Source organism: Streptomyces sp. NBC_00094 (genome assembly GCF_026343125.1).
Lineage (GTDB): Bacteria > Actinomycetota > Actinomycetes > Streptomycetales > Streptomycetaceae > Streptomyces.
On sequence record NZ_JAPEMB010000001.1, the window covers coordinates 5323915 to 5343824 of the forward strand.

At 71.8% G+C, this 19910-nt stretch carries 20 protein-coding genes; 8 read left to right on the forward strand and 12 right to left on the reverse strand.

Annotated elements, in window-relative coordinates; all coding sequences use genetic code 11:
- Positions 1-51: 51 nt before the first annotated feature.
- The 3 genes from OG580_RS23780 to OG580_RS23790 are packed head-to-tail and all read right to left on the reverse strand — an operon-like array spanning position 52 to position 3081.
- Entirely contained in the window at positions 52-1185 is a 1134-nt protein-coding gene (locus tag OG580_RS23780; protein WP_267045698.1) for an Mrp/NBP35 family ATP-binding protein, read from the reverse strand.
- Between the two features lie 44 nt (positions 1186-1229).
- Positions 1230-1805 carry a DUF1003 domain-containing protein gene (locus OG580_RS23785; protein ID WP_267045699.1) on the reverse strand — a complete coding sequence of 192 codons (576 nt, stop codon included), beginning with the start codon at positions 1803-1805 and terminating at the stop codon, positions 1230-1232.
- Positions 1795-3081: a CBS domain-containing protein gene (locus OG580_RS23790; protein ID WP_267045700.1), complete on the reverse strand. Its 1287-nt coding sequence runs from the start codon at positions 3079-3081 to the stop codon at positions 1795-1797. The genes OG580_RS23785 and OG580_RS23790 overlap by 11 nt, the downstream gene beginning before the upstream one ends.
- A gap of 296 nt (positions 3082-3377) precedes the next feature.
- Here OG580_RS23790 and OG580_RS23795 point away from each other — a divergent pair, with 296 nt between their 5' ends.
- A complete protein-coding gene (locus OG580_RS23795) occupies positions 3378-4136 on the forward strand; it encodes a hypothetical protein (protein ID WP_267045701.1) in 759 nt (252 codons plus the stop codon).
- Positions 4137-4147: 11 nt separating this feature from the next.
- Here OG580_RS23795 and OG580_RS23800 read toward each other — a convergent pair whose 3' ends face one another.
- Together OG580_RS23800 and OG580_RS23805 are read right to left on the reverse strand one after the other, a co-directional pair.
- A complete protein-coding gene (locus OG580_RS23800; RefSeq protein ID WP_267045702.1) occupies positions 4148-4654 on the reverse strand; it encodes a hypothetical protein in 507 nt (168 codons plus the stop codon).
- Between the two features lie 36 nt (positions 4655-4690).
- On the reverse strand, positions 4691-5818 hold the full coding sequence (locus OG580_RS23805; protein ID WP_267045703.1) for a magnesium and cobalt transport protein CorA: 1128 nt from the start codon (positions 5816-5818) through the stop codon (positions 4691-4693).
- A gap of 427 nt (positions 5819-6245) precedes the next feature.
- On the opposite strand from OG580_RS23805, the gene OG580_RS23810 reads away from it, so the two are divergent.
- The 4 genes from OG580_RS23810 (at position 6246) to OG580_RS23825 (ending at position 9697) form a co-directional block, all read left to right on the forward strand.
- The gene (locus OG580_RS23810; protein ID WP_267045704.1) at positions 6246-6830 is read left to right on the forward strand and encodes a suppressor of fused domain protein; all 585 of its coding nucleotides are present in this window, start codon (positions 6246-6248) and stop codon (positions 6828-6830) included.
- 107 nt (positions 6831-6937) lie between these two features.
- Positions 6938-7576 carry a DUF6758 family protein gene (locus tag OG580_RS23815; RefSeq protein WP_267045705.1) on the forward strand — a complete coding sequence of 213 codons (639 nt, stop codon included), beginning with the start codon at positions 6938-6940 and terminating at the stop codon, positions 7574-7576.
- Between the two features lie 159 nt (positions 7577-7735).
- Positions 7736-8596, forward strand: a complete 861-nt coding sequence (locus OG580_RS23820) for a PHP domain-containing protein (RefSeq protein ID WP_267045706.1) — start codon at positions 7736-7738, stop codon at positions 8594-8596.
- Between the two features lie 495 nt (positions 8597-9091).
- The gene (locus OG580_RS23825) at positions 9092-9697 is read left to right on the forward strand and encodes a MarC family protein (protein WP_267045707.1); all 606 of its coding nucleotides are present in this window, start codon (positions 9092-9094) and stop codon (positions 9695-9697) included.
- A gap of 115 nt (positions 9698-9812) precedes the next feature.
- On the opposite strand, the gene OG580_RS23830 is transcribed toward OG580_RS23825, so the two are convergent.
- Complete coding sequence (locus OG580_RS23830; RefSeq protein ID WP_086823662.1) at positions 9813-9965, reverse strand: hypothetical protein; 153 nt, start codon at positions 9963-9965, stop codon at positions 9813-9815.
- Positions 9966-10262: 297 nt separating this feature from the next.
- On the opposite strand from OG580_RS23830, the gene OG580_RS23835 reads away from it, so the two are divergent.
- Entirely contained in the window at positions 10263-11102 is an 840-nt protein-coding gene (locus OG580_RS23835; RefSeq protein WP_267048098.1) for an NYN domain-containing protein, read from the forward strand.
- A 27-nt stretch (positions 11103-11129) separates the two neighbouring features.
- Here OG580_RS23835 and OG580_RS23840 read toward each other — a convergent pair whose 3' ends face one another.
- On the reverse strand, positions 11130-12020 hold the full coding sequence (locus OG580_RS23840; RefSeq protein WP_267045708.1) for an alpha/beta fold hydrolase: 891 nt from the start codon (positions 12018-12020) through the stop codon (positions 11130-11132).
- 189 nt (positions 12021-12209) lie between these two features.
- Here OG580_RS23840 and OG580_RS23845 point away from each other — a divergent pair, with 189 nt between their 5' ends.
- Entirely contained in the window at positions 12210-13862 is a 1653-nt protein-coding gene (locus OG580_RS23845; RefSeq protein WP_267042466.1) for an IS1182 family transposase, read from the forward strand.
- A 74-nt stretch (positions 13863-13936) separates the two neighbouring features.
- On the opposite strand, the gene OG580_RS23850 is transcribed toward OG580_RS23845, so the two are convergent.
- Positions 13937-16651: a DEAD/DEAH box helicase gene (locus tag OG580_RS23850; RefSeq protein ID WP_267045709.1), complete on the reverse strand. Its 2715-nt coding sequence runs from the start codon at positions 16649-16651 to the stop codon at positions 13937-13939.
- Between the two features lie 483 nt (positions 16652-17134).
- Here OG580_RS23850 and OG580_RS23855 point away from each other — a divergent pair, with 483 nt between their 5' ends.
- Complete coding sequence (locus tag OG580_RS23855; RefSeq protein WP_267045710.1) at positions 17135-17857, forward strand: ferritin-like fold-containing protein; 723 nt, start codon at positions 17135-17137, stop codon at positions 17855-17857.
- Between the two features lie 66 nt (positions 17858-17923).
- Here OG580_RS23855 and OG580_RS23860 read toward each other — a convergent pair whose 3' ends face one another.
- The 4 genes from OG580_RS23860 to OG580_RS23875 all read right to left on the reverse strand — a co-directional run bounded on the left by OG580_RS23860 (position 17924) and on the right by OG580_RS23875 (position 19772).
- The gene (locus OG580_RS23860) at positions 17924-18193 is read right to left on the reverse strand and encodes a hypothetical protein (RefSeq protein ID WP_267045711.1); all 270 of its coding nucleotides are present in this window, start codon (positions 18191-18193) and stop codon (positions 17924-17926) included.
- 188 nt (positions 18194-18381) lie between these two features.
- A complete protein-coding gene (locus tag OG580_RS23865) occupies positions 18382-18609 on the reverse strand; it encodes a DUF3107 domain-containing protein (protein ID WP_030207540.1) in 228 nt (75 codons plus the stop codon).
- A gap of 141 nt (positions 18610-18750) precedes the next feature.
- Positions 18751-19410, reverse strand: a complete 660-nt coding sequence (locus OG580_RS23870; protein ID WP_267045712.1) for a TetR/AcrR family transcriptional regulator — start codon at positions 19408-19410, stop codon at positions 18751-18753.
- A gap of 146 nt (positions 19411-19556) precedes the next feature.
- A complete protein-coding gene (locus tag OG580_RS23875) occupies positions 19557-19772 on the reverse strand; it encodes a hypothetical protein (protein ID WP_267045713.1) in 216 nt (71 codons plus the stop codon).
- Positions 19773-19910 lie beyond the last annotated feature (138 nt).

Below are 19910 nucleotides of genomic sequence, written 5' to 3' on the forward strand. Positions count from 1 at the left end.
GTTGTGCCCACCCGTTCCGCCCCCGGCGGAACGCATGCCCACAACCCGGTCTCAGAACTTGTTGCGCGGGGTGATGCCCAGGCTCATGCCCGAGAGGCCGCGTGCCCGGCCGCCCAGCTTGCCCGCGATCGCGCGGAGCGCCGCGCCCGCCGGGGAGTCCGGGTCGGACAGGACGACCGGCTTGCCCTCGTCGCCGCCCTCGCGCAGGCGGACGTCGATCGGGATCGAGCCGAGGACGGGGACCGTCGCGCCCGTGGTCCGCGTCAGACCGTCCGCGACCCGCTGGCCGCCGCCCGTGCCGAACACGTCGACCATCTCGTCGCAGTGCGGACACGGCAGGCCCGCCATGTTCTCGACGACACCGACGATCTTCTGGTGCGTCTGCACCGCGATCGAGCCGGCGCGCTCGGCGACCTCGGCCGCCGCCTGCTGCGGGGTGGTGACGACCAGGATCTCCGCGTTCGGGACGAGCTGCGCCACCGAGATCGCGATGTCGCCGGTGCCCGGGGGCAGGTCGAGCAGGAGGACGTCGAGGTCACCCCAGTACACGTCCGCGAGGAACTGCTGGAGGGCGCGGTGCAGCATCGGGCCGCGCCACACCACCGGGGCGTTGCCCGGGGTGAACATGCCGATGGAGATGACCTTCACGCCGTGCGCCGACGGCGGCATGATCATGTTCTCGACCTGGGTCGGACGGCCGTCCGCGCCCAGCATCCGCGGCACGCTGTGGCCGTAGATGTCGGCGTCGACGACGCCGACCTTCAGACCGTCCGCGGCCATCGCCGCGGCCAGGTTCACGGTCACGGACGACTTGCCGACACCGCCCTTGCCGGAGGCGACCGCGTACACCCGGGTCAGCGAGCCCGGCTTCGCGAACGGCACCTCGCGCTCCGCGCCGGTCCCGCGCAGCGCCGCAGCCAGCTCCTTGCGCTGCTCGTCGCTCATCACGTCCAGCGTGACGTCGACGGCGGTGACGCCCTCGACCCGGGACACGGCCTCGGTCACGCGCTGCGTGATGGTGTCGCGCATCGGGCAGCCGGAGACGGTCAGGTAGACCGTGACGGCGACCCTGCCGTCCGGTTCGATCTCCACCGACTTGACCATGCCGAGCTCAGTGATGGGCTTGTTGATCTCGGGGTCGTTCACCGTCGCCAGTGCTTCGCGCACCGCGTCTTCCATAGCCATACCGACGATGGTACGGCGCCGACCACCGGCTCATGAAAGGGCTGTCAACGGTCGGGTACGTCACTTCCGTGACCGTCGGCGGAAGGGAATAGATCCCGCCGCTCCTCCAGCTCCTTCATCAGGTCCTGGATCTCGGAGCGGATCCAGTCGCGCGTCGCGACTTCGCCCAGGCCCATGCGGAGCGCCGCGATCTCCCGGGTCAGGTATTCGGTGTCCGCGATCGACCGCTCGTTCTGCTTCCGGTCCTGCTCGAGGTTGACCCGGTCCCGGTCGTCCTGGCGGTTCTGCGCGAGCAGGATCAGCGGGGCCGCGTACGAGGCCTGCAGGGACAGGGCGAGCGTCAGGAAGATGAACGGGTACTCGTCGAACTTCAGCGACGCCGGGGCGAAGATGTTCCACATGACCCAGACGATGATCGTCAGGGTCATCCAGACGAGGAAGCGCCCCGTCCCCAGGAACCGCGCGATCCGCTCCGACATCCGTCCGAACGCCTCGGGGTCGTACTCCGGCAGCAGCCTGGCCCGGCGCTCGCGCGGCAGGTCGAGCCGGATGCGGGCCATCGGCCGGTCCCGGTCGCGATCCCTGTCCCGTTCCCGCTCCTGCGTCCGCTCAGCGGCCATGCGGGGTCCCCTCCTCGTCGTGGAACTCGGTCTCCCGCCAGTCCTCCGGCAGCAGGTGGTCGAGCACGTCGTCGACGGTGACCGCGCCGAGCAGCGAACCCCCCTCGTCGACGACGGGCGCGGCGACCATGTTGTACGCGGCGAGATAGCTGGTGACGGCGGGCAGCGGGGTGTCCGGGCCGAGCGGCGGCAGGTCGCTGTCGACGAGCGAGCTGACCAGCGTGAACGGCGGGTCCCGCAGCAGCCGCTGGAAGTGGACCGTGCCCAGGTACTTCCCGGTCGGCGTCTCGTCCGGCGGCCGGCACACGTACACCTGCGCGGCGAGCGCCGGCGACAGGTCCTGCTGGCGCACCCGGGCCAGTGCGTCCGCGACGGTGGCGTCCGGCCGCAGCACGATCGGCTCGGTCGTCATCAGACCGCCCGCCGTGCGCTCCTCGTACGCCAGCAGCCGGCGTACGTCGGCGGCGTCGTCCGGCCGCATCAGCGTCAGCAGCCGCTCCTGGTCCTCCTCCGGCAGCTCGGACAGCAGGTCGGCCGCGTCGTCCGGGTCCATCGCCTCCAGGACGTCGGCGGCGCGCTCCTCCTTCAGCTTGCCGAGGATCTCGACCTGGTCGTCCTCCGGCAGCTCTTCGAGGACGTCGGCGAGCCGGTCGTCGTCGAGGGCCGCGGCGACCTCGGCGCGCCGCTTGGGGGAGAGGTGGTGCAGGACGTTGGCGAGGTCGGCGGGGCGCAGCTTCTCGAAGGTGGCGACCAGGCTCTCCGCGCCCTGCCCCTCCTCCTCCAGGGAGAAGCCGGTGACGGCAGACCACTCGACGGTCAGCGTCTCGCCCTTGCGGCTCAGCACCCCGCCCTTCCCCTTGCGGACGAAGACCTTGTCGATCTCCCAGTCGCGGCGGGCGGGCAGCTGCTGGATGGCGATGTCGAGGACGGTGACCTCCTCGCCCTCCCGCCCGTCGCTCTCCACGAGCCGGACGCGCCGGTCGAGGAGCTCGCCGAGCACGAGCCGCTCGGTGGGGCGCTGTTCGAAGCGGCGCATGTTGACCACGCCCGTGGTGATGACCTGGCCGGACTCGACGCCCGTGATGCGGGTCATGGGGACGAAGACCCGGCGGCGGCTCAGCACCTCCACGACCATGCCGAGGAGCCGGGGCGGCCTGCGGCCCACCCGGAGCATGGCCACGAGGTCGCTGACCCGGCCGACCTGGTCGCCGACGGGGTCGAAGACGGGGACTCCCGCCAGGTGGGAGACGAAGATCCGGGGGGCGCCTGCCGCCATGCCACGCGCCTCCTCGGTGCCGCACGATTCGAGTCGTCGGCAGAGCTTTGCCGGGGATTGCAGAGCTTTGCCGGGTTCAGGCTAGCCCGTGCTGATCCGCCCCGCTCCGGCAGCGCCGCCGTACGGCTGCCTGCGGAGCCCGTCATCCGGCCCGGGTACGCTGCGGTCTGCCGTCCCCCCACTCGGCCCCGACACCGGACCCGGCCCTTCCGCCCGTCCCGGCCGGCGGTCGTCCCACGGCACCCGGTACGGGCCGCGGCCCGTCGTCCCCCCCCACGACACGAGAGGCAGCGCAGATGGCCGTTCGTCCCCCGTCATCGCGTATCCGCAGGGCCGTCGCGCCCCTGGCACTCTGCGCCGGGCTGACGGTCGGACTCACCGCCTGCGCGGCCGACCCGGACGAGGGAACCAACGGGGTGGGGAAGCTCTCCGCGCCCGAGATCGAGCAGAAGGCGCAGGCCGCGGCGGACACGGCGAAGGCCGTACGGCTCTCCGGCACGCTCGTCAGCAAGGGCGGCACGTTCAAGCTCAACATGCGCCTCAAACAGGACGGCGCGACCGGCTCGGTGACGACGAAGAACAGCACCTTCGAGCTGCTGCGGGTCGGCGACGCGCTCTACCTGAAGGCGGACGCGGACTTCTGGGCCCACGAGGACACGTCGACCGACGAGCCCACCGAGGCGGACACCGAGGCCGCCGACACGCTCGACGACATGTACGTGAAGGTGCCGCAGGGCGACCCCTCGTACAAGCAGTTCCGCGGCTTCACCGACATGGACGTGCTCCTCGCCGGACTGATCGGCCTGCACGGGGAGCGGGCCAAGGGCGACCGCGACCGGATCGGCGGGATCCGTACGGTCAAGGTCAAGGGCGGCCCGGAGGGTGAGGGCGGCACGCTCGACGTGGCCCTGGAGGGCTCCCCGTACCCGCTGCAGTTCGCGCGGGGCGGGGGAGCGGGGGTCGTGGTGCTCTCCGAGTGGAACAAGGACTTCCCGCTCGAGGCGCCGTCGAAGGAGGAGACCCTCGACTACGGCAAGCAGCTGCCCCGTACGTAGAGGACGGGGGGCTACTTCCGGCGGCGCTTGAAGAGCAGCTTCGGGAGCGCGGCCGGCACGGGCCGGCGGGTCGTGGCCTCCGAGGGCAGCGGTACGGCGGCCAGGGAGCCGTCCGGCAGCTCCGTCGTCGAGGTGAGCGGTTCGAGCCGCAGCACCCGGCACTCGCGCGCCCAGCGCCCGGGCATCGCCTCGCCGTCGGAGGCGTTCAGCCGCTTGCCCTTCAACTCGGCGACGGCCGCGTCCCACTCCTCCGAACCGGGGGAGAGCTCGCGTACGGCGGCGGTCCAGGCGACGAGCCGGCCGCCCTTGTCCTTGCTGCGGACCGTGACCTCGGCCGTCGCGCCGTCCGCGAGGCCGGGCAGCGGCTGCTCGCCGGGGCCGTCGCCGACGACGTGCGCGGCGCCGTCGTGCCAGACGTGCCAGAGCGCGCGGGCGGGGCCGGTGCCCCGCACCCAGACGAGGCCGGACTTCTTGGTGGCCTCCTCGACGAGGGCGGACCCGAGCAGCTCTTCAGTCATGGCCCGAAGCCTAGCGGGAGCCCCGCCGGGGCCCCGCTACAGCCAGCCGTTGCGCTTGAGCGTGCGGTGGATGGTGAAGCAGACCGCGATGATGCCGGTGAGCACCATCGGGTAGCCGTACTTCCAGTGCAGCTCGGGCATGTGGTCGAAGTTCATGCCGTACACGCCGCAGACCGCCGTGGGGACGGCGACGATCGCCGCCCACGAGGTGATCTTGCGCATGTCCTCGTTCTGCGCGACGGTCGCCTGCGCCAGGTTGGCCTGGAGGATCGAGTTGAGGAGTTCGTCGAAGCCGACGACCTGCTCCTGGACGCGGGCGAGGTGGTCGGCGACGTCCCGGAAGTACTTCTGGATGTCGGGGTCGACGAGCCGCATCGGGCGCTCGCTCAGCAGGGCCAGCGGGCGCAGGAGCGGGGTGACGGCCCGCTTGAACTCCAGTACCTCACGCTTGAGCTGGTAGATCCGGCCCGTGTCCGTACCGCGCGTGGAGCCTTTCGCGGCGGGCGAGAAGACGTCGATCTCCAGCTGGTCGATGTCCAGCTCGACGGCGTCGGCGACCGCGATGTAGCCGTCGACGACGTGGTCGGCGATGGCGTGGAGGACGGCCGAGGGGCCCTTGGCGAGGAGTTCCGGCTCGCCCTGGAGGCGGTGGCGGAGGTTGCGCAGGGAGCCCTGGCCGCCGTGCCGGACGGTGATGACGAAGTCGGGGCCGGTGAAGCACATGACCTCGCCGGTCTCGACGACCTCGCTGGTCGCGGTGAGCGCGGCGTGCTCGACGTAGTGGATCGTCTTGAAGACGGTGAAGAGGGTGTCGTCGTACCGCTCCAGCTTGGGTCGCTGGTGGGCGTGGACGGCGTCCTCGACGGCGAGCGGGTGGAGCCCGAACTCGGCGGCGATACCGGCGAATTCGGCTTCGGTCGGCTCGTGGAGCCCGATCCAGGCGAAGCCGCCGCTCTCCCGCACCTGACTCATCGCCCCGCGGGGCGTGAGGCAGTCGCGGTCGTCGACCCGGCGCCCGTCGCGGTAGACGGCGCAGTCGACGACGGCGCTGGAGGCCGAGTGGTCGCGGGTGGGGTCGTACGAGGTGTACGTGGTCGGGGTCTTGCGCAGGCTGGGCCGCAGGCTCGGACGGACGGCGGCGCGCAGGTCACGGATCATCGACATGGGCATGCTCCTTCACGGAGAGGCCGTCGGGGCGATGCGTGGCACAGCCCGGAATGGGGACGTGGAGCTACGTCGTCCACAAAGCGGGCGGCACCGGGGGATCGCGGTGACGGCGTTCGCTACAGACAGGCAAAGGCGAGATGCTCTTCCGTCGTGCGAGATGCCGGAGAAGGCAGGTCCGAACGGGACCCTGGGATCACCGGAGGGAGAAGCGCACCGGGCTCGGGTGCGGGGCGGAAGAGCGGCTGGTACTGCCCGACCGACTTCGGTCCATCGCAGCCCCACCTCCTCCGGCCGGTCCCTCGTGAGGGATGACGTGTGACGAGTAATCAGGAGTTCGGGACTCCCGACCAGCGGCCAAGACTATCAGCCGACAGAGGGTCAATCCTTGACTTTGCCCGTTCCATACGCGCTTTATGCTCAACCCATGGGAGAAGTTCTTGCTCTGGTCGAGGCCCGGCTGCGGACGGCGCTCGGTGAACCGGACGCGCGGGCCGCGGTGACGTTTCTCGGTACCGAGCGGATCGAGGTGCTCCGCTTCGTCGACGGCGACGTCGTGCGGTACGCGACCCTCGGCATGTCCGCCTCGCCGATGGCCGACCCGACCGCCGCCCTCGCGGACCCCGTGAAGGGCCCGCGCGCGGAGCTCGTCCTCACCGTACGGGCCGGCCTCGCCGACACCGACAAGGTGCTGCGCCCGCTCGCCGTGCTCGCCTCCACCCCTCAGGTCGAGGGTGTGATCGTCGCCCCCGGCGCCTCGCTCGACGTGGGCGAGCCCCTCTGGACCGGCGCCCCCTTCAGCTCGGTCCTCGTCGCCGAGTCCGGCGGCCTGGTGGAGGACCTGGAGCTCGACGAGCCGATGGACCCGGTCCGCTTCCTGCCGCTGCTCCCCATGACCTCGAACGAGGCCGCGTGGAAGCGGGTGCACGGGGCGCAGGCCCTGGAGGAGCGCTGGCTGGCGCGGGGGACGGATCTGCGCGATCCGCTGCGCAGGTCCGTGAACCTGGACTGACGCCCGGCATCGTGGCTGACCACCCCGGGTGAACGCCTCGGGCCGGACGGGTGATCGTCCGCCGCCGTCCTTGACGCGGGGCGCGAGGGGTAGGACCGTTGAGCCCTATGAGGGGCGAACCCAGTTGTCCGAAGTGTGGTGGCAGGGTCAGAGCGCCCGGTCTCTTCGCCGACTCCTGGCAGTGTGACGCGCACGGCCCGGTGCATCCGCTCCAGCCCGTGATCCCACCCAGCGTCGAGGCTCTCGGTGTCGTGGTGCACCGGTCCCAGGTACCGGTGTGGATGCCGTGGCCCCTGCCCGTCGGCTGGCTCTTCACCGGTGTCGCGTACGCCGGGGACGATCGCAGCGGCGGTCGCGCGACGGCCGTCGCGTGCTCGGGGCCCGGCCCGCTCGGCGGGATCGGCGAGCTGCTCCTGATCGCCGAGGAGCTCGGCGTCGGCCTCGGTGCGCGGTACGCCGGCATCGACGGCCCCGATCCCGGCTCCGGCATGGCCATCGACAAACCACCCCAGGCGAAGGTGCTCGCCGCCGGGCGTCCCACCCCGCTGTGGCACGTCACCGGCACCCCGCAGGACCGCGCGGTCTTCGCGGGCGAGGCACGCGGCCTCTGGCTGTGGGCGATCGTCTGGCCCGAGCAGTCGGGCCTGCTGATGTACGACGAGCTGGTCCTCACGGACCTGCGGGACGCGGGCGCCGAGGTCGAGCTCCTGCCGTGCGGCGCGCTCACCCCGAGGCTCCTGAGCTAGGGGTGTCTTGGGTGCGCCGCGGCCGCGGGACTTCGACGACAGGTCCCCGGGGCCTGTCCGGTAGGCGATGCGCGTGGTGACGTTCCGTGCGGACGTGTTCGATTCGCCCGTTATGCTGGAGCGTCCCTCGTCCGTGCCGAGCCCCCGGAGTACCGCGTCGTGCGCATCGACCTGCACACCCACTCCACGGCCTCCGACGGTACGGACTCGCCGGCCGAACTCGTCAGGAACGCGGCCGCGGCCGGGCTCGACGTCGTCGCGCTGACGGACCACGACACCACCCGCGGCCACGCCGAGGCGATCGCCGCGCTGCCCGAGGGGCTGACCCTCGTCACCGGGGCCGAGCTGTCCTGTCGGCTCGACGGCGTCGGTCTGCACATGCTCGCGTACCTCTTCGACCCGGAGGAGCCGGCGCTCCTCGCCGAGCGCGAGCTCGTCCGGGACGACCGCGTGCCGCGCGCCCGGGCCATGGTCGGCAAGCTCCAGGAGCTCGGCGTCCCCGTCACCTGGGAGCAGGTCGCCCGGATCGCCGGCGACGGTTCCGTCGGCCGCCCGCACGTCGCCGAGGCGCTCGTCGAGCTCGGAGTCGTCGCGGACGTGTCCGGGGCGTTCACGCCCGAGTGGCTCGCCGACGGCGGCCGGGCGTACGTCGGGAAGCACGAGCTGGATCCCTTCGAGGCGATCCGTCTGGTCAAGGCCGCCGGCGGCGTCACCGTCTTCGCGCACCCGCTCGCCGTCAAGCGCGGCGAGGTCGTGCCGGAGGCCGCGATAGCCCGGCTTGCCGACGCCGGACTCGACGGCATCGAGGTCGACCACATGGACCACGACGAGGCGACGCGCGCACGGCTGCGCGGACTCGCGAAGGAGCTCGGGCTGCTGGCCACGGGCTCCAGCGACTACCACGGCAGCCGCAAGACCTGTCGCCTCGGCGAGTACACGACCGATCCCGAGATCTACGGCGAGATCACCCGCCGTGCCGCAGGGGCCTTCCCGGTCCCCGGCGCCGGGGGAGCCTTCTAGGCCCTGTCCGGCGGATCACGTCGGGGGCCGCGGCCGTCCGCACGGCACCTCGCCGCATTGCCGTAACGCCCCATGGCTCCGCTGTGAGGGCGCTCCGGCGCCTTGCGACGCGCCACACCGGACGCCGGGGCGACCTGTCCGACCCCGATCCGACGGCCAGGCCCTGGCCAGGGGTGCGCGCCCGCAGGCCTGTGGCGGTCGTCCGGCGGTTCGGTGGTTCGCGGCCTGTCGGTCGAGGCCGGTCTCCGTACGAAGGACCTCGCGTCCGTCGTACGGGCCGGTGGTCCGAGGACGCCCGCACGCGAGGCCCGTCGGCCGCCGCCGCTACCGGCTTCCCGCGCCCGTACGCCCGCCCCACCCGTACACGTCCACGTCACCCCGCGCGGCCCCGCGCCCCGCGGAGACGTACTCACGCCGTCCTGCTGCCGGAATCTCGTATTCCGGCGGTGGGCGGCGACACCCCACTGTTCGACCTCTCCCGCAAGGCACCCCACCGTGTTCGACGTCGCCGTCTTCGGCTCGCTGTTCCTGACCCTCTTCGTGATCATGGATCCCCCCGGGATCACACCGATCTTCCTCGCCCTCACCTCCGGCCGACCGGCCAAGGTCCAGCGCCGGATGGCCTGGCAGGCCGTCACGGTGGCCTTCGGCGTCATCACCGTCTTCGGCATCCTGGGGCAGCAGATCCTCGCGTATCTGCACGTCTCCGTCCCCGCGCTGATGATCGCGGGCGGTCTGCTCCTGCTGCTCATCGCGCTCGACCTGCTCACGGGTAAGACCGACGAGCCCAAGCAGACCAAGGACGTGAACGTCGCCCTGGTCCCGCTCGGCATGCCGCTGCTCGCCGGGCCGGGTGCGATCGTCTCGGTGATCCTCGCCGTGCAGCACGCCGACAGCGTCGCCTCGCAGGTCTCCGTCTGGACCGCCATCGTCGCCATGCACGTCGTGCTCTGGCTGACCATGCGCTACTCGCTGCTGATCATCCGCGTCATCAAGGACGGCGGCGTCGTCCTCGTGACCCGCCTCGCCGGCATGATGCTCTCCGCCATCGCCGTCCAGCAGATCATCAACGGCGTCACCCAGGTGATCCAGAGCTCCTGACCCCCCAGGTCCCGCCCCGGGAGCTCCCGGCTCCGGACACCACTGCGCCCCCGTACGGATTCCGCTCTGCGAAGTCCATGCGGGGGCGCGGTGCGTGGTGTGGACCCCTGGCCTGTTACGAGGCCGAGGTCTCGGCGGGGCGGATCCAGATGCGCTGGCCGATCGCGGCGGCCTGCTGCACGATCCGATTGACGGAGGCGGCGTCCACGACCGTGCGGTCGACGGGCGTTCCGTCGATGTCGTCGAGGCGCAGGATTTCGAAGCGCATGGGCTTCTCCCTTCGTCTGAGTTGATCCTCCTGAAGGAGAACTGGGTTACACAGCGGTTCAACGGATTGCATCCTGCAAACATTCCTTACGCTAAGGAAAATTTTCGGATGTCTAACTACTAGCGGGTAGGGGGTGTGGCGGCCGGGCCGTCAGCGGCGGAGAATGAGCCCCGTATGAACGACGCAGAGACCACCGAAGCCCCCACTGCCGCACCCGCCGAAGCGCCGCAGCTGATCGACGCCCGCCTGAGCGCGCTCGACGCCCGCGTGGAGCGCACCAACGAGCTCCTCCAGCGGATGCTGGCCGAGGTAGCCAAAACCCCTTCCACCCACGCCATCTTCGTCGACGCAGGTTACGTCCATGCTGCGGCCGGGTTGCTGGTTGCGGGAACCGAGGACCGGCGCTCCTTCGACCTCGACGCCGAGGGCCTGATCGAGGCCTTCATCGACAAGGCCCGCACGATCTTCGCGGACAGCAGACTGCTCCGGGTCTACTGGTACGACGGCGCCAGGCGCCGGATCCACACCCCCGAGCAGCAGGCCATCGCCGAGCTTCCCGACGTCAAGGTGCGCCTCGGCAACCTCAACGCCAACAACCAGCAGAAGGGCGTCGACTCCCTGATCCGCACCGATCTGGAGTCCCTCGCCCGCCACCGCGCCATCAGCGACGCCGCCCTCGTCGGCGGCGACGAGGACCTCGTCTCGGCCGTCGAGGCCGCCCAGGGGTACGGGGCCCGCGTCCACCTCTGGGGCATCGAGGCCGCCGAGGGCCGCAACCAGGCCGAGGCGCTCCTCTGGGAGGTCGACAGCCAGCGCACCTTCGAGCTCGACTTCTGCAGCCCCTATGTCACGCGCCGCCCCGTCACCACGTACGAGAACGAGGGCGAGCCGCCGCCCTCCCGCGAGGAGGTCCGCTTCGTCGGCGCCCAGATCGCCGCGACCTGGCTCGGCGAGCGCGGCCGGGACCGGCTCGCCGAGCTCCTGCCCGGCGCCCCCTACCTCCCGGGGCCGGTCGACCAGGACCTGCTCGTCGAGGCGGAGCGCCTGCTCAGCCGCTCCCTGCGCGGGCACGCCTCGCTGCGGCGGGCGCTGCGGGACGGCTTCTGGCAGCACCTGAAGACGCAGTTCCAGCTCTGAGCGCCTGAGGGAAGGGGAGGGGGCGGGTCAGCGGGCCGCGGTACGGACTTCCGCCCGGGCCGCGGTCCTCTCCCAGAAGCCGGTCAGCCGGTCGGCGAGCTCGCGCGGGTGCGAGACGTTGGGGGAGTGGCCCGCGCCCTCGACCACCGTGTGGTGCGCGCCGGTGCGGGCCGCCGCCGCGGCCAGCTCCGCCGGCGGCCAGATCATCTCCTCGGCCCCGTACGCGATGTGCAGCGGCATCCGCAGGTCCAGCAGCTCCGCCGTACCGTCCGGATCGCTCAGCAGCAGCCGTCCGGCGCCCGCGAGTTGCGCGATCCGGGTCCGCATCCAGCGCCGTCGCAGGAAGCCCGCGATCTCCGGGGCGTCGACCGCGCCCGGCTGCTCGCCGCGGCTGTCCAGCCAGCACATCGCCTGCCAGACCCGCTCCTTCGGCAGCAGCGCCAGCGCGCTCCGCAGCGCCCGGACCCGGATCCGCTGCGGCCTCGCGACCCGGCCGGGGCCCGAGGAGAGCAGGGTGAGGGAGCGGAAGGCGTCCGGCGCGCGGGTCGCCGCCGCGCGGGCCACCAGGCCGCCGAAGGAATGGCCGAGCAGATGGACGGGCCCGTCGCCGAGGGCGGCGGCCTGCGCGACCGCGTCGAGGGCGAGGGCCTTGCGGCGGTAGGCGGCCCGGCCCCGGGGGCCCGGGGTCTCGTGCTGGCCGCGCCCGTCCACCGCCACCGCGCGGTACCCGGCCTCGCTCAGCGGCCCGAGCAGCGCCAGGAAGTCCTCCTTGCTGCCGGTGTACCCCGGCAGCAGCAGCACCGTCCCGCGCGACTCGCCGTCGGGCGCCGCGTCGAGGACGGCGAAGTCGCCGCGCGCGGTCACGAGACGACGGGCACGGGTCCGGGGCGGCAACGCGAGGGAACGGGGCTTGCTCATGTCTGGACTGTAACCGCGCGGCGAGGCCGGGGCTTGTCGGCCCCTGGCCTGGCCGGACGGTGGAGACGGCCGTGCGGCCCGTCCCCTGGAGAGGGACGCTGTTGGTTAATTCGGGCCCGTGCGTGACGTCGGCCTTCCAGACCTGGTTGTGGTCTGGAAGGCCGACGTTGTCGTATGGGGTGGGTTCGGGTGTCGTTGCAGTCGAAGGGGTCGGGGGAGATCCCGGCGGAGACGGTGCGGGTGGCGCGGGCCGCGTTCCCGAAGGGCAGTCTTGCGATCCGGGTGAGGGACGAGCTGGGGCCGCTGTTCACGGACGAGGAGTTCGCGGACCTGTTCCCGGCACGGGGCAGGCCTGCGTGGTCACCGGGCCGGCTCGCGCTGGTGCTGGTGTTGCAGTTCGTCGAGGGCCTGACCGACCGGCAGGCCGCGGAAGCCGTGCGGGCCAGGATCGACTACAAGTACGCCCTCGGTCTGGACCTGGGTGATCCGGGTTTCGATTTCTCGGTGCTCTCGGAGTTCAGGGACCGTCTGACCGGTGCGGATGCCGGGCGCCGGGTGCTGGACGGCATCCTCGCCGGATGCCGTGAGAAGGGACTGCTGAAGAGTTCCGGCCGCGCTCGCACCGACTCCACCCACGTGGAATCCTCAGCCCGGGCCCTGAACTGGCTGGAGCTGGTCACCGAGACACTGAGGTCGGCGCTGAACGCCATGGCCGAGGCCGCTCCCGACTGGCTGACCGGGGTCAGTGATCCGGAGTGGTTCAAGCACTACGCCACCCGGGCGGAGGATTCCCGCTTCCCCAAGGCCCGGGCGGCGAGAGATGCCGTGGGCCGTCGCGTCGGCATCGACGGGACGCGTCTGCTGGAAGCAGTCCTCTCCGCCGACACTCCTCCTGGGCTGGTGGTTCTGCCGGAGGTCGAGATCCTGCGCCAGGTCTGGGTCCAGCACTTCCACCTGGTCGAAGGCGAGGTGCAGCGGCGTGCCCCAAAAGACCGCCCGCCAGGCGCGTTACGCCTGGTCACCCCCTATGACATCGAAGCCAGGGCCAGCGGGAAACGCGACATCCTCTGGGACGGCTACAAGGTCCACCTGACGGAAACCTGCGAGCCCGACAGCCCGAACCTGATCACGAACGTCACCACCACCATGGCCACCGTTCCCGACAACGCGATAGCCGGCGCCATCCACGCCGACCTCTCCCGCCGGGACTGCCTTCCGGCCGAGCACTGGGTCGATGCCGGATATCCCACGGCGTCACAGATCGTCGCCGCCCAGCAGGACCACGGTGTCGCGCTGCACGGCCCGGTCCAGGCCAACACCAGTGCCCAGACCAGCGCCAAGGGCGGCTACGACCAGGAGGCATTCACCATCGACTGGGACGCCAAGCAGGTCACCTGCCCCAGTGGACAGACCAGCCGAACCTGGAGCAACCGGCTCTCCCAGCAAGGGCTCCCCGTCATCAGAGTGATGTTCTCGGCGAAGGACTGCCGCCCCTGCCCCGAGCGGACCCAGTGCATCAGCTCACCCACTCGCGAACGGCGCGAACTACGCCTGCGCCACCACGACGAACACCACGTCCTGCGAGCCGCCAGAACCGAGCAGCAGACCGACCAGTGGAAGAACCGCTACCAGATCCGTGCCGGCGTCGAGGGCACCATCTCCCAAGGCATCCTGCGCTGCGGCCTGCGCAGATCCCGCTACCGAGGTCTGACCAAGACCAGTCTCCAGCACCAGCTCACCGGTGCCGCCATTAACCTCGCCCGCATCGACGCCCACCTCACCGGCCAACGCAGAGCCCCCACCCGGATCAGCCCCTTCGCAGCACTCCGCCCCGCTGGATGACATCCAGCGGGGCGGAATTGACCAACAGCGTCCCTGGAGAGGGAACGGGCCGCACGGTGGTGACGCGGTGAGGCTCAGGCCTCGGTCGTGGCCGCCGCCTTCTTGGTGGTGCGGCGACGCGGGGCCTTCGGGGCCTCCTCGACGGCCGGGGCCTCGACGGCCTCGGCGGCCGCGGCCTTCTTCGTCGTACGGCGACGCGTCGGCGTCTTCGGCTCCGAAGCGTCCGGCGCCTCGGCGGCGACGGCCTTCTTCGTGGCGCGACGACGGGGAGCCTTGGGGGCCTCCTCGACAGCGGCCTCGACGACGACCTCGGCGGCCGCGGCCTTCTTGGTCGTACGGCGACGCGGGGCGGCCTTGGGGGCCTCCTCGGCGACGGGCTCGGCGGGGGCTTCGGCCACGGGGGCTTCGGCCGGGGCTTCGGCGGTCACCGGGGAGCCTGCGGGCCTGCGGGCCGTGCGGCGGGCGCGAGGGGCCTTGGGGGCTTCCTCGGCGATCGGCTCGGCGGGGGCTTCGGCCACGGGGGCTTCGGCCGGGGCTTCGGCGGTCACCGGGGAGCCTGCGGGCCTGCGGGCCGTGCGGCGGGCGCGAGGGGCCTTGGGGGCTTCCTCGGCGACCGGCTCGGCGGGGGCCTCGGCCACCGGGGCCTCGACAGCAGCTTCGGCGGTCACCGGGGAGCCTGCGGGCCTGCGGGCCGTGCGGCGGGCGCGAGGAGCCTTGGGAGCCTCCTCGGCGACCGGCTCGGCGGGGGCCTCGGCCACCGGGGCCTCGACCGCAGCCTCGGCGGTCACCGGGGAACCGGCAGCCTTGCGGACCGTGCGGCGACGGCGCGGGGCGGGAACCTCGGCCGTGACCTCGGCGGTGGCGGCGACGGCCTCGACGACCGGGGCGGCGACGGCCTCGACGACCGGCTCCGCCACGGCCTTCTTGGCCGTACGGCGACGGGGGGCCTTCTTCGGCTCCGCCGGGGCCTCCGCGGGGGCCTCGACGACCGGGGCGGCAGGCGCCTCGGCGACCGGAGCGTTCCGCAGGGCGGCCGCGGCGGTCTCGACCGTCTGGAAGGAACCGGTGTCCTCGACCGGACGCAGCACACGGGGACGACGACGGCGCGGGGCCGGGGCGGTCTCCTGGGCGACGGGGGCCGGAGCGACGGGCGCGGCCGTCACGGCCTCCGGGCGGGCGACGCGGGCACGGCGACGGGGAGCCTTCGGCTCCGCCACCGGCACCTCGGCGACGACGGCCGGAGCGGTTGCGACAGCCGGAGCCGCCGGAGCGGCCTTGGCCACCGGCGCGGCCTGAGCGACCGGCGCGGTCTGGACCGGCTGGGCGGCGACCGGAGCGGTGCCCGGGCCACCGGGACGGGTGCGGCGACGGCGACGCGGGGTGCGCGGGCCGGACTCGGCCGCCGCGTCCTCGGTCACCGAGGCGACGGAAGCGGCCGGAGCGGCCGACACGGTGACCGGAGCCGTCGACGCCGGGGCGTCGCCGGAGTCGCCGCCACCACGGGTGCGCCGACGCTGACGCGGGGTCCGCGTCCGGGCCGGGAGCTCTTCGACCTTCTCGACCTTGTCGGTCTTCGGGCCGCGCCCACGGCGTCCGCCGGGCTCGCCCAGGTCCTCCAGCTCCTCCGCGCCCAGACCCGCACGGGTCCGCTCGGTGCGGGGCAGGATGCCCTTGGTGCCCGCCGGGATGTCCAGCTCCTCGTAGAGGTGCGGGGACGAGGAGTACGTCTCGACCGGGTCGTGGAAGTCCAGCTCCAGCGCCTTGTTGATGAGCTGCCAGCGCGGGATATCGTCCCAGTCGACCAGCGTCACCGCCGTGCCCTTGTTGCCCGCGCGGCCGGTGCGGCCCACGCGGTGGAGGAAGGTCTTCTCGTCCTCGGGGGACTGGTAGTTGATGACGTGGGTGACACCCTCGACGTCGATGCCGCGCGCGGCGACGTCGGTGCAGACGAGGACGTCGACCTTGCCGTTGCGGAAGGCGCGCAGCGCCTGCTCGCGGGCGCCCTGGCCGAGGTCGCCGTGGACCGCGCCGGACGCGAAGCCGCGACGCTCCAGCTGCTCGGCGATGTCGGCCGCCGTGCGCTTGGTGCGGCAGAAGATCATCGCGAGCCCGCGGCCGTTGGCCTGCAGGATGCGGGAGACCATCTCCGGCTTGTCCATGTTGTGCGCGCGGTAGACGTGCTGCTTGATGTTGGCGACGGTCACGCCCTCGCCGTCGGGCGAGGTGGCCCGGATGTGCGTGGGCTGCGACATGTAGCGGCGGGCCAGGCCGATGACCGCGCCCGGCATGGTCGCCGAGAACAGCATGGTCTGACGCTTCGGCGGCAGCATGTTCATGATCTTCTCGACGTCGGGCAGGAAGCCCAGGTCGAGCATCTCGTCGGCCTCGTCCAGGACGAGGACCTTGACGTGCGACAGGTCGAGCTTGCGCTGGCCGGCCAGGTCGAGCAGACGGCCGGGGGTGCCGACGATGACGTCGACGCCCTTCTTCAGTGCCTCGACCTGGGGCTCGTACGCGCGGCCGCCGTAGATGGCGAGCACGCGGACGTTGCGCACCTTGCCGGCGGTCAGGAGGTCGTTCGTGACCTGCTGGCACAGCTCGCGGGTGGGGACGACGACGAGCGCCTGCGGGGCGTCGGTCAGCTGCTCGGGCTTCGCCCGGCCGGCCTCGACGTCCGCGGGAACGGTCACGCGCTCCAGGATCGGAAGGCCGAAACCGAGGGTCTTGCCCGTACCGGTCTTGGCCTGGCCGATGACATCGGTGCCGGTGAGGGCGACCGGGAGGGTCATCTCCTGGATGGGGAAGGGGGTGACGATGCCGACGGCCTCAAGCGCCTCGGCCGTCTCGGGAAGGATTCCGAGCTCTCGGAAAGTCGTAGTCAGGGTGCTGCCTCTTCTGTGGACGCGGTGCGAGGCGAACGAAGGGGGTCGTACCGTGCCGGGATACTTCCGGCCGGATCGTGAAGATCACAGCCAGGTGGCACGGGACCACTGCCGTCGCTCGAGCGTCGAACCGCTGAGGTGACCCTTCCGCGGGTCCGCCGGAAGGGCTGTCGGGCCGGAGCCGATCGGGCCACCGACCGGGCATCCTCATTCATGAGTCGGCCCACCGGATACGTCCGAACGTGCGAAAGCATGTCCGCATACTCAGCAGGCGCTTTATCACTGTACCCCGGAATCGCGCATGTGTGTTGGGAGAAAACGTGATGAGGGCACGGTCACACTGACTGACCAGGCCCTTCCCGGTGCCGCGAGCGGGCTATTGTGCGCTCCATGGAGACGCCTGACAACGCCACACCGACCGGGATCGCCGCCGAGGACTGGGCCACCGCATCCGCCGACCCCCAGTACCGCGCCGCCGTGATCGACCTCCTCGGCGCGCTCGCCTACGGAGAGCTGGCGGCCTTCGAGCGGCTCGCCGAGGACGCCAAGCTGGCGCCGACCCTCGCGGACAAGGCGGAGCTGGCGAAGATGGCCTCGGCCGAGTTCCACCACTTCGAGCAGCTGCGGAACCGGCTCGCGGCCGTCGACGCCGAGCCGACCGCCGCGATGGAGCCCTTCGCCAAGGCGCTCGACGACTTCCACCGCCAGACCGCGCCGTCGGACTGGCTGGAGGGCCTGGTCAAGGCGTACGTCGGCGACTCGATCGCCAGCGACTTCTACCGGGAGGTCGCGGCCCGGCTCGACTCGGACACGCGCGGGCTCGTCCTGTCGGTCCTCGACGACACCGGCCACGGCAACTTCGCCGTGGAGAAGGTCCGTGCGGCCATCGACGCCGACCCCCGCGTCGGCGGCCGGCTCGCGCTCTGGGCGCGCCGCCTGATGGGCGAGGCGCTCTCGCAGGCCCAGCGCGTGGTCGCCGAGCGCGACGCGCTGTCGACGATGCTGGTCGGCGGTGTCGCGGACGGCTTCGACCTCGCCGAGGTCGGCCGCATGTTCTCCCGGATCACCGAGGCCCACACCAAGCGCATGGCAGCGCTCGGCCTGGCCGCGTAACACCTGCCGTCACGCCTGTCGTCACACCTGTCGTCACACCTGTCGTACGTCGTCGGGCGGCGCTGTTCACGCCGCCGCTGATCGTCGCAGCCGGCGCGCCGCCGGGCGGATCAGCAGCGAGAGCAGCACCGCCGCGACCGCCACCGCACCGATCAGTGTGGCGAGGAAGTGGCCGGGGCCCAGGGCCCCGTGGGTGACGAGCGCGCCGAACACTCCGCCCAGCGCGCCCGAGGCGAGGACGGTCCCCCGAGAGGGGAGGCGGTCGGCCAGCCGGTGCACGGCTGCCCATGCCAGGGCGAAACCGAGCAGTGCGGAACCGAGGGCTTCCAGGAACACGGCGGATCACCTCGCGGGTGCTGCGGGGCGGGTGGTGCGGTCGTAGCCCTCCTACCCCCGGCCTCCGGAACGCAATCCTTCCGTACCGCCTGACGTGGCCGTTCGGGCACGTCAGGCGGTACGGAAGGACAGACGAGAGGCCCGGCGGACCGAAACGGTCCGCCGGGCCTCTCTCATGGATCCGGGACTCAGAGGGCGCCGAAGCCCACCCGACGCACGGCGGGCTCGCCGAGCTCCACGTACGCGATCTTCTCGGCCGGAATGAGGATCTTGCGACCCTTCTCGTCCGAGAGGCTGAGCAGCTGCGCCTTGCCGGCGAGTGCGTCGGCCACCGCGCGCTCCACCTCCTCGGCGGACTGCCCGCTCTCCAGAACGATCTCCCGGGGTGCGTGCTGCACGCCGATCTTGACCTCCACGGCTATGTCCCTCCGAACGGTCAGCGTTGCGCGAATTACCCGCGCCGTACGCTGCACACATTAGCCCGGTGAGGGGACGCGCACGGCTCAGCCGGAGCACGCCAGGAGCGAACAGCCCACGGGAATGCCCCGGGACGGGCCTCAGTGACCCTCGGCGCTCAGCTGACCGTCGACCGCGTGCAGCGGGAAGCCGGCGATACCGCGCCATGCGAGCGAGGTCAGCAGCCCGACCGCCTTCTCGCGGGGGATCTTGGACTCGCTGGACAGCCAGTAGCGGGCCACGACCTGGGAGACGCCGCCGAGACCCACGGCGAGCAGCATCGACTCGTCCTTGGAGAGACCGGTGTCCTCGGCGATCACATCGGAGATCGCCTCGGCGCACTGCAGGCTCACCCGGTCCACGCGCTCACGCACGGCGGGCTCGTTGGTGAGGTCGGACTCGAAGACCAGCCGGAAGGCGCCGCCCTCGTCCTCCACGTAGGCGAAGTACGCGTCCATCGTCGCCGCGACCCGGAGCTTGTTGTCCGTGGTCGAGGCCAGCGCGGTGCGCACCGCCAGGAGGAGGGACTCGCAGTGCTGGTCCAGCAGGGCGAGGTAGAGCTCCAGCTTCCCGGGGAAGTGCTGGTAGAGCACCGGCTTGCTGACGCCGGCCCGTTCGGCGATGTCGTCCATCGCGGCCGAGTGGTACCCCTGGGCGACGAAGACCTCCTGGGCCGCGCCGAGCAGCTGGTTCCGTCGGGCACGTCGCGGCAGGCGCGTGCCCCGAGGGCGTGCTGCCTCTGTCTGCTCGATGGCGCTCACGCGGCCTCCCAAGATTCGATCCATGCGCGCTGTCGCGCCGCGCCGCCATCGTACTTTTGGGTAACCCGGCTGTGCGCGGTGCGAACGCAGAATTTCACGGACCGGACGCCCTGGTCGACAGTCGATTCAAGATTAAACCGAACAAATCAACGGTAGTCGTCCTCGTCGAGGGCGACGACACGGGCCTGATCGGACGCGTCGGCCTCGTCAGCGGACTCGTGCTCGACGTGTGTGGGGTGCTCGTCCTCCCGTTGCTGCAGTTCCGTGTGCTGCTCAGCCGCGTCGGCCTCGGGGATTTCCTGGTCGAGCACGACGACCTCTTCCTCGGTGAATGTGTCCGGCTCGGTCGGATCGACAGTCATGAGGTTCCTTCCGGCGCGCGGGGTCCGCGGTCCTCTCCGATGGCCCTCCCTTCGAGCGTAGGAGCACACTCGGCCCGCCGCACACGGACCTGTGACCCCACCCACACGCGCCGCCGCGTGATCGTCTCGTAATATTGC